The 9,302-nt window shown below is 44.9% G+C and carries 12 protein-coding genes and 1 pseudogene; all 13 read left to right on the top strand.

Annotated features, from left to right (window positions below; genetic code table 11):
• Window positions 1-159: pseudogene (locus NFS35_RS30025) on the top strand (pentapeptide repeat-containing protein); the annotation flags it as partial.
• Window positions 160-207: 48 nt separating this feature from the next.
• The gene (locus NFS35_RS28175) at window positions 208-537 is read left to right on the top strand and encodes a hypothetical protein (protein WP_251210284.1); all 330 of its coding nucleotides are present in this window, start codon (window positions 208-210) and stop codon (window positions 535-537) included.
• On the top strand, window positions 530-1,885 hold the full coding sequence (locus tag NFS35_RS28170; protein ID WP_251210283.1) for an SNF2-related protein: 1,356 nt from the start codon (window positions 530-532) through the stop codon (window positions 1,883-1,885). The genes NFS35_RS28175 and NFS35_RS28170 overlap by 8 nt, the downstream gene beginning before the upstream one ends.
• Entirely contained in the window at window positions 1,863-2,561 is a 699-nt protein-coding gene (locus NFS35_RS28165) for a lytic transglycosylase domain-containing protein (RefSeq protein WP_251210282.1), read from the top strand. Before NFS35_RS28170 ends, NFS35_RS28165 begins: the two co-directional genes overlap by 23 nt.
• Window positions 2,562-2,660: 99 nt before the next feature.
• Window positions 2,661-3,020 carry a VRR-NUC domain-containing protein gene (locus NFS35_RS28160; RefSeq protein WP_251210281.1) on the top strand — a complete coding sequence of 120 codons (360 nt, stop codon included), beginning with the start codon at window positions 2,661-2,663 and terminating at the stop codon, window positions 3,018-3,020.
• Window positions 3,021-3,024: 4 nt separating this feature from the next.
• Window positions 3,025-3,684: an HD domain-containing protein gene (locus NFS35_RS28155; RefSeq protein ID WP_251210280.1), complete on the top strand. Its 660-nt coding sequence runs from the start codon at window positions 3,025-3,027 to the stop codon at window positions 3,682-3,684.
• 180 nt (window positions 3,685-3,864) lie between these two features.
• Entirely contained in the window at window positions 3,865-4,035 is a 171-nt protein-coding gene (locus NFS35_RS28150) for a hypothetical protein (RefSeq protein WP_251210279.1), read from the top strand.
• Window positions 4,036-4,062: 27 nt separating this feature from the next.
• The gene (locus tag NFS35_RS28145) at window positions 4,063-5,451 is read left to right on the top strand and encodes an ATP-binding protein (protein ID WP_251210278.1); all 1,389 of its coding nucleotides are present in this window, start codon (window positions 4,063-4,065) and stop codon (window positions 5,449-5,451) included.
• Window positions 5,452-5,468: 17 nt separating this feature from the next.
• Window positions 5,469-5,753, top strand: coding sequence for a hypothetical protein (locus NFS35_RS28140; protein WP_251210277.1), 285 nt, complete (start codon window positions 5,469-5,471; stop codon window positions 5,751-5,753).
• Window positions 5,754-5,782: 29 nt separating this feature from the next.
• Window positions 5,783-6,256, top strand: coding sequence for a DUF669 domain-containing protein (locus NFS35_RS28135; RefSeq protein WP_251210276.1), 474 nt, complete (start codon window positions 5,783-5,785; stop codon window positions 6,254-6,256).
• Window positions 6,257-6,353: 97 nt separating this feature from the next.
• Complete coding sequence (locus NFS35_RS28130) at window positions 6,354-8,237, top strand: hypothetical protein (RefSeq protein WP_251210275.1); 1,884 nt, start codon at window positions 6,354-6,356, stop codon at window positions 8,235-8,237.
• Between the two features lie 21 nt (window positions 8,238-8,258).
• Entirely contained in the window at window positions 8,259-8,699 is a 441-nt protein-coding gene (locus NFS35_RS28125; protein ID WP_251210274.1) for a hypothetical protein, read from the top strand.
• 16 nt (window positions 8,700-8,715) lie between these two features.
• Window positions 8,716-9,291 (top strand): hypothetical protein, encoded by a 576-nt coding sequence (locus tag NFS35_RS28120; RefSeq protein ID WP_251210273.1) that lies wholly within the window; start codon window positions 8,716-8,718, stop codon window positions 9,289-9,291.
• The last annotated feature ends 11 nt before the right edge of the window (window positions 9,292-9,302 follow it).

Genomic DNA, 9,302 nt, shown 5'->3' with positions numbered 1-9,302 from the left:
ACCGGGAACAGGAACACCGGGAACAGGAACACCGGGAACAGGAACACTGGGAACAGGAACACCGGGGACTGGAACACTGGGAACAGGAACACCGGGGACTGGAACACCGGGGACTGGAACACCGGGGACTGCAACACCGGGAACAGGAACACTGGGAACAGGAACACCGGGGACTGGAACAAGTCATCTTTTAACACTGGTTGTTTCATGACAGAAGAACCTAAAATCAGTATGTTCAACAAACCTTCTGATTGGTCATATAGGGATTGGCTGAACAGTGATGCCCGGTATCTTCTGAATCAGATACCAAAGAATGTTGTTGAATGGGTGTATTCAGAGGATATGACGGATGAAGAAAAGGCAGAGCATCCGACACATGAAACAACTGGCGGTTATCTGAAAGTGCTTGATGAATCTGATTGTGGTCAGTTATGGTGGGGCAGCTTGTCAGACCGTCAGAAAGACATCATCAGGGCTTTGCCGAACTTTGACCCTGAAATCTTTGAAAAGTGTACAGGTATCAAGGTAGATGAATGAACTGAACTTCATGCCCCATCAGAACCGGGTACTGAACCAAACTGAACACTTCAACCGGGTTGCATATTACCTTGATATGGGTCTTGGTAAAACCTTTGTAGGTGCTGAAAAAATGTATTTGCTGAACAATACAGTGAACCTTGTCATTTGTCAGAAATCCAAGATTGATGACTGGGTGCAGCACTTCACAGAACATTATCCTGACTATGCAGTGTTTGACCTGACCAGTAAAAGTCAGATGGTCACATTCAGGAACAGGGTGGAAACAGACAAATATTATAAGCCTGACAGTCAGATTGTGGGCGTGGTCAATTATGATTTAGTGTTCAGGCGTAATTGGTTGCTGACACTGGACAACTTCACCCTGATGTTGGATGAATCAAGCCTGATAACGAATGAGAACGCCAAACGGTCAAAGTTCATCCTGAAAATGAAACCTGAAAGTGTGGTGCTGCTGTCAGGTACACCAACAGCCGGGAAATATGAAAGGCTATGGTCACAGGTTCGGTTGCTTGGTTGGGATATTCCGAAAAAAGCATTTTGGAACAGCTATGTTGACACCCGTTGGGTTGAAAATGGCGATGGTTTCAAGCAGGAAGTCATTGTTGGCTATAAACACGTTGAACACCTGAAAAAGAAACTTGCTGAACATGGTGCAGTATTCATGAAAACCAGTGAAGTCCTTGACCTTCCTGAACAGGTTGAACAGAAAATCATGTTCAAGCCTACAAAGGAATACCAGTTCTTCATCAAGAACAGTTATTTGATGCTTGACATCAAGAACCTGATTCAGTTCAAAGATGATTCAGACTTTTATGGTGTAGATGTGACCCCAAGGGTTGAACTTGTCGGTGATAACAGCCTGACCAAGACCCTGTATGCAAGACAGTTATGCGGTCAGTACCACAAGGAAAAACTGGAAGGGTTCAGTGACTTGGTGCAGTCAACAGAAGATAGGCTGATTGTGTTCTATAACTTTACTGCTGAATATGAAGCGATGAAAGCCATTGCAGAAAGGTTTGAAAGACCTGTTTCAGTAGTCCGTGGCGGTGAAGATAGCAGAACAGCCTATGAACGCCACAATAACAGCATCACCTTCATTCAGTATCAGGCGGGTGCAATGGGCGGTAATTTCCAAAAGGCGAACAAGGTCATTTATTTTACATTGCCACTTGGGAAAGGGTCTTGTGACCTTTGGGAACAGTCAAAGAAGCGTGTTCACCGCATCGGTCAGGACAACCCCTGTTTCTATTACTACTTATTGGTGAAGGGCAGCATTGAAGAAAAGAACCTTGCAGCATTGCAGGAAGGAAAGGAATTGACAGATGAACTATTCAAAGAATCTTAGAAAGGCAGCAATGGCAAAGCGGGTCATCATCCTGTTGTGCATTGCAACCGTCCTTGGGTTCGTGGTTGGCGGTCTTTCAGGATATGCCCTGAAAACTCATATAACCGCCAAGGACGGGCGAAAAGGACAGATACATATAAATGAACAGGTTGACACAAAAACCCTTGTATATGGGGCGTATGATGACCGCTGCTTCACAGAAGAAGTTTCCCTTGACTGGGGTGCGGGTGACTTGGATTTCAAGCCCCTTGATTGCCGGATGCCGGAAGAAGAACAGGAATTTGTTTTCTACTTGTGTTCAGGCTACAACATGGACTTCAACCTTGTCATGGCACTGATTGAGCATGAAAGCCATTTTGACCCCGCTGCAATCAGCAAAACAAATGATTACGGGTATATGCAAATCAACATCCAAAACCATGAATGGCTGACTGAAACCCTTGGGGTCACTGATTACACTGACCCATACCAAAATATCAGGGCGGGCATGTTCGTTCTTAGGAAACTGTTTGAACGGTATCAGGATGTTGAACTGGTGCTTATGGCTTATAACATGGGTGAAACTGGTGCAGGAAGGTTGTGGGACAAGGGGGTTTTCAAGACCGATTACACCCAAGAAATCCTGAACATTCAGCAGCGGTTCATTGAACAGTTAGAAGGTGATGAAAACGGGTGAAACAGTGACTTGCAAGGATTGTGTCAAATACAGTAAGTGCTTGGAAGGGTCAAGGGAATACCCCTGCAAGGACTTCATACAGAAGGAAGGTGAAAACCAGTGGCAGCAGAAAAGAACTTTGAAAACAAAGTCAAGCAGTTCCTGAAGGACAGCGGTTGTTGGATTCTGAAATACTGGGGCGGTGCTGCTTATACCAAGAAGGGAATCCCTGACCTGTTAGTCTGTTCAGACGGTTATTTCATGGGGGTTGAGGTAAAAGCCCCGGATGGTGTGCCTACCCTGTTACAGATTTACAACCTGAAAAGAATCAGGGAATCAGGCGGGTATGGCATCCTGCTATATCCAAAGGATTTTGAACAGTTCAAAATGTTCAATGCTGAAAAATCGAAACTTAATGCTTGGTATCTTGGGAACATTGAGGAACAGAAGCATTGGGAAATAAAGTTAAAAGGAGAATAAGAACATGGCAAAAAAGGAAGTAACACAGGAAAATCCGGCAGTTGAAAATGCTGTCAAGACAGAAATCATTGAAACGCTGAAAAAGACTGGGCGTGAGGGTATCGAAGATTTGATTGCATACATGGAAGATGCAGGATTCTTCACCGCCCCGGCATCAGGTGGCAACCATTCCATTGGTGAGGGCGGGCTTGCTGAACATTCCCTGAACGTGTGCCACACCGCTGAAAAGATAGGTGTTCCTCTGTTGGGTGGTGCGGAATACAACAAGGTTCAGAATAGTGTGATTATTGCTGCCCTGCTTCATGACCTTGGAAAGTGCGGGGACTATGGAAAGCAAATGTATGTGCCTAACATGATTAAGGACGGCAGACCCACACAGAAAGAGCCGGAACAGAAATATAAGCAGTCAGAAGCCAAGCCTTGGAAACGCAACCCCGACCTGTTACCGCTTGACCATGCAACCCGGTCAATCAAACTGGCAACCCTTTTTATTGACCTGACGGAAGAAGAAGAATTTGCTATCAGATACCATGATGGTCTGTATGAAACCGCCAACTATGCGGTAAAGGGTCATGAAACCCAGTTGTACATGATTCTGCACTGGGCTGATATGTGGTCAAGCCGGGTACTGGAAGGTGATACAGGGGAAGGAAGTGGGGAATGATGCCTGTTATCATTTATATACCGTTAGATACTTCTTATTTGGCAGAGTATATCATATCAATGATTTCCTGAAAGTCTACAATACAGTGAGTATTCAGGTCACAAAGGATTGCTATGTCATGAGATTAGAGCAGCCATTGGCAGAACCAAAACAGCAGTTGGGAAAGTGAGGTGAAATAATATGGAACGTGATTATTTGGAGTGGATAAACAAGGCATACAGGACACTGGTGGACAATCAGGAAGTTCCCAAGATGGAAATGAAAACCCCTGATGGTGGCAAGATTTCCGTGTACCGTGTGGGCGATGTCATCAGGACAGACATCAAGCGTGAAGAAACCAAGAGGAAGTAAGAACCAAGAAAGGAAAGGTGAAATAATATGGCACAGATGGTCTTAATTATGGGGGAATCCGGCACAGGTAAAAGTACCAGTTTACGGAATTGTGACCCGGCAACAACAGCGGTAGTGAACCCGGTGGGTAAACCGTTACCGTTCAAGGGGAAGTATGAAATGCTGAACAGCGTTACAGAATCCCGCAAAATCACCAAGTTCATGAAGGAACAGGCAGCAGCCGGGAAGAAGCTGATTGTGGTTGATGATTTCCAGTACATCCTTGCAGTTCCGTATATGAACCGCATCAAGGAAACCGGGTGGGACAAGTACAATGACTTTGGTGCAAATTACTTTGAGATTATCGAAGTGTGCAAGGAAATCCCGGATGATGTTGTGGTTGCCTATATGAGCCACTTGGAAACCCTTGAAGGGGGTCAGGTGACGGTGAAGCTGATTGGTAAGCTGTTGCGGGAGAAAATCACCATTGAAGGGCTGTTCACGGTGGTACTTAGAACCGGGGTGAATGAGGGCAAGTATTACTTCTACACACAGAACAGCGGGAAGGACACAGTGAAGTCACCTATTGGTATGTTCCCGGCATATGCCATTGACAATGACCTGAATTATGTGGCTGATAAAATTCGCAACTACTATGAAGTGGGCGAGTACAAGACGGATGCTGAAATGAATCAGGCTGATGCAGCAGTTGCAGCGAACATTGAAAAGCCGGATGCCGATGGCAGGAAGGGCAGGAAGGGCAGGGGTGGCAGAAATGCAGCCAAGACCACAACTGAAACAGCGACACCGCCACAGCCCGCTGACGAAACTGAAAGCAAGCCTGAACAGGCTGCAACCACTGGCAGGGGTGGCAGAAGGGGCAGCAGGGGAAAGACCCATGATGAAGTTGTTGCAGAGAATCAGCAGAAAATGGCTGAATACATGGAAAAGTGTGAAGAAGCTGTTGACAAGGTTGCTGACGGGCGTGAGGAAATCCCTTTTGAAGAAGCAAGTGCAGCGGTTGACACTGTACCGAAGCCGGAACTGGAAACCCCGCCCCGCAGAACCCGCAAGGAAAGACAGGCAGCAAGCGCAGCGGTGTGTGAAGTTGACACCTATTTCTACATCGAAGCTGATGATAATTATGTCATGAAGCACAAGGGCGATGCAGTCCCGGAAGGTGCAAAGGAAATCACCAAGGAAGAATTTGGTGAGGGTGTGAAACGCCTTGCACAGCAGGGGAATTTTGCTGATAAGTTCATGGACATCCCCAAAGAAGGGGAAAATTCTGTTGAAGGTGCTATGAACCCGCCTGAATCCGGCAGAAGAACCCGCAGAAGTCAGACACAGGAGCAGAAGCAGCCCGAACCTGCACAGGGTCAGGATGCTGCACAGGATGCGGGGACACGCACCCGCAGGACAAGAAGGACACGCTAAGGAAGGAGTAAAGCGGAATGGCAAAGAATGATGGAATGGATGCCCTTGGTGCATTGGTTGGTTTGGGCGTTCTTGGTTCGATACTGGAAGGTGTCAGTGATGCCGATATGGTCAGGAAAATGACCGCATCCGGCAGAAGCCCTTTCCCTGCACAGGAACAGCAGCAGAGGAAAGCAACAACCCCGGCAGAAGGGGCAAAGGCTGCAAAGGAAATCTATGATTCCTATGTTGCAGCGGGGTTCAATGAAGTTCAGGCGTTTGAACTGCTGAAAGCAGTTTTGACAGCACATAAAACAAATTAAGAAAGGTAAAAGGTAAAAGGTGAAAGATTATGGCTATTGATTTCAGTGCATTTGATAACAAGGTAGATTTGGCAGCATTGCAGAAAGAGGTTGCAGAAGCAAAGGACACGGATTTTGCGGAAGTGCCGGATGGGAAGTACATTGTCAGCATCGAGAAAATGGAAATCAAGCTGACCAAGGCGAATGACAAGCTGATGTTTGCGGTTCAGTGCAAAATCAAGGAAGGTGAACAGGCTAACCGCATGATTTTCTTCAACCGGGTCATCAGCGGGAACAAGAACAGCGAATCCTGGAATGATGGCAGGGCAATCAAGTCTGTATGCACATGGGTCAATGAACTGCTTGGTGAGGATGAAGAACCTGTTGAGTTCATCAACTATCAGGACTTTGCAGACCAGATTCTTGATGTGTTCCAGTCCATTCAGGGGAACATCGAGGTTGAAGTTACCTGTGCAGCCAACAAGTTCAACCCTATCACCATTGAGGAAGTATTTGACATCTAAAAATTTTGTTGCAAAGTTAAGAGTTCTTAACTAAAATAGCATCAGGCGGTGGTTGGGTCACACCCTCCACCGCCATTTTCAGAAAGGGTGAAGTGTGGTGATATTTTATGACTTTGAGGTTTTCAAGCATGACTGGCTTGCGGTATTCATTGATGTGACCCGCAAAACCGAACAGGTGATAGTGAATAACCCTGATGAATTAAAAGCCTTATATGAAGCGAATACAAGCGATATATGGGTTGGTTTTAACAACAGGCATTATGACCAGTACATCATGAAAGGAATCCTGTTAGGACTTGACCCAAAAAGAATCAATGACTGGATAATCGTGCAGAAAAGGGAAGGTTGGCAGTTTTCGTCAGTGTTCAATAAAATACCGATGACAAATTATGATGTGATGCCGAACCCCCCGGTTGGCTTGAAAACAATGGAAGGTTTTCTTGGTTCAAACATCAAGGAAACTGGCGTTCCTTTTGATATAAACAGAAAACTGACCAAGGCTGAAATTGAAGAAACAATCAAGTATTGTCGGCATGATGTGGAACAGACAATCAAAGTGTTCCTTGAAAAAATAGATGAATTTAATGCAATGCACGGTATTGTGCAAGCGTTCCCTGATATGGTGTCCCTGTCAAACATAGGGGACAGTGAAGCAAGAATCACTGCAAAAGTCCTTGGATGTGTTAGAAAGAATTTCAAGGATGAATTTGACTATTTCTTCCTTCCATGCCTAAGACTGAACAAATACAAATATGTTCAGGATTGGTTTGAGGAAAAGAGAAAAGAAGCGTTGTCATTGGATTTACAGAATTGTGACAAATACGATAAACAGATATGGTACAAGACACAGAACCTTGACACAGTTGTTGCGGGTATACCACATTCTTTCGGTTTTGGCGGGCTGCATGGGGCAGCATCAACCCCCATACATAAAACAGGGCAGATTCTTCATGTTGATGTGAACAATTATTACCCGTCAATGCTGATTGCTTGGGGACTGGTCACAAGGGCTGCAACCAATGACAACTATACACAGGTATACAAGACAAGGAAAGCATTGAAGAAGGGACAGGTTGCAGCAGCCAAGGCAGGGGACAAAGCAGAAGCAAAGCGGTTGAAAAAGGCACAGTTGCCATATAAGAAAATGCTGAACGCCCTATCAGGTGGCATGAAGGATGAAACGAACCCGGCATATGACCCAAGGAACAACAACTGTATGTGCATCAACGGTCAACTTATGCTTCTTGACCTGATTGAACACCTTGAAGTGATACCGGGATTTGAACTGATTCAGTCAAACACGGATGGTCTTATCATTTGGATTCCTGACACAGATGAAGCCTTTGAAATGGTGGATGACATTTGTTGGGAGTGGGAACAGCGGTGTTCTACTGAATATTGTGAAATCCTTCTTGAACTGGACAACATTTCAGAAATATATCAGAAGGATGTGAACAACTACCTTTGGATAGGGGCAGATGGCGGTGTTGAAAGAATCGGTGCTTATGTGAAGGAACTTTCAGCGGTTGACAATGATTTACCTATACTGAACAAGGCACTGGTTGAATACATGGTACACAAGACACCAGTTGAACAGACTATAAACCAGTGTGATGACCTGATAATGTTCCAAAAGATTGTGAAGTTGTCGGAAAAATATGACTGGGTGGAACATGAGCATTGCACACCTGTCATCACAAAAACTGGTGTCAGGGTAATCAAGGAAATATATGAGTACCCGGAAAAAGTCAGATACACCTATAAATCATACCGGGTCTTTGCTTCTAACAGTCAGGATGATGGGCGGTTATTGAGAAGGAAAAAGGTGAAACCCAAAGGTGAGAAATTTGGAAATACCCCTGACCACTGTTTTATCTGCAATGATGATGTGTGTGGGGTCAAAGTACCGCATAACCTTGACAAAGGTTGGTACATAGATTTAGCAAAAAAACGATTGAAGCAGTTTGGCATTGTCGCATGATGCCGGAAAGGAAGGTTTTTAATGGATTTAAAAATCAAGTATGAAAACGGTTCAATGATTATTCATCTTGAAAACTTCCTGAGTTGCCATAACATTTCAAAGGTCAGGAAACTGGTCAAAATCATCAGAAGCAGTTTCACGCCTGAATGTGAAAGCGTAATCAGGGAATACATTGAACAGGAAATGGAACAGTTTGAACCAAGACAGAAGGAACTTGCAAAGTACATCGTTGGTTATACGGGGAAAGTGAAATTCTGTCAGACACAGTTGGGCAACTGCACCGCAAACAGGGACAGGTACAAACGGAACAGTGACGGGTGGAAACATTATAATAATCATGTCAAAGAGTTCCGGCAGGAACTAAAGGAAATGAAGTCATTGTTGCGTTCCCGGCAATCAGAATATGACAGGAACATCAGGAACAAAGATTTCTACAAGAAAGTGTTGGAAATTATCACATAAGGGTGGGTGAAAATGGATGCTTTACAGAGGTTATGTTGAAACCAAGGGGAAACAGAGCATTGAAAAACTGAAAAACAGAACCAAGTACAAAACTTATGAGGAAGTAAAAGACCTGAATGGTTTTGGCGGGGTACTGGCAAATGATACCATCCTTATTGATATTGACGATGCTGAACAGTCTGAAATACTGATGAACATTGTGGAAGAATTTCAGCTTGATTGCAGGGTGTATTGCACCAGTAGGGGCAGACACTTCCTGTTCAAGAACCACGCGATAGCAAGAAACCGTACCCATGTGCAGCTTGCGGTTGGGCTGACTGCTGATATAAAGGTTGGCAGCAAACTGTCATATGAGGTCATCAAGATAAACGGTGAAGAACGGTTTTGTGAATGGGACATTGAAGAAGGTGGGAAATATCAGGAAGTGCCCAAGTGGTTGTTCCCGGTAAAGGCAACCGCTGAATTTGTGGATATGGATGCAGGGGATGGAAGGAATCAGGCGTTGTTCAATTACATCCTGACCCTGACTGTCGGACGGCGAATTGAGGGAGACGCAAATGACGAATTATTTTTCCAACCTTTATCCAATTGACTGCGCAGTGC

The organism is Acetatifactor aquisgranensis (assembly GCF_943193215.1).
Taxonomy (GTDB): domain Bacteria; phylum Bacillota; class Clostridia; order Lachnospirales; family Lachnospiraceae; genus Acetatifactor; species Acetatifactor aquisgranensis.
Note: the sequence above shows the minus strand (reverse complement) of the source record. Positions and strands in the feature narration are given on the sequence as shown.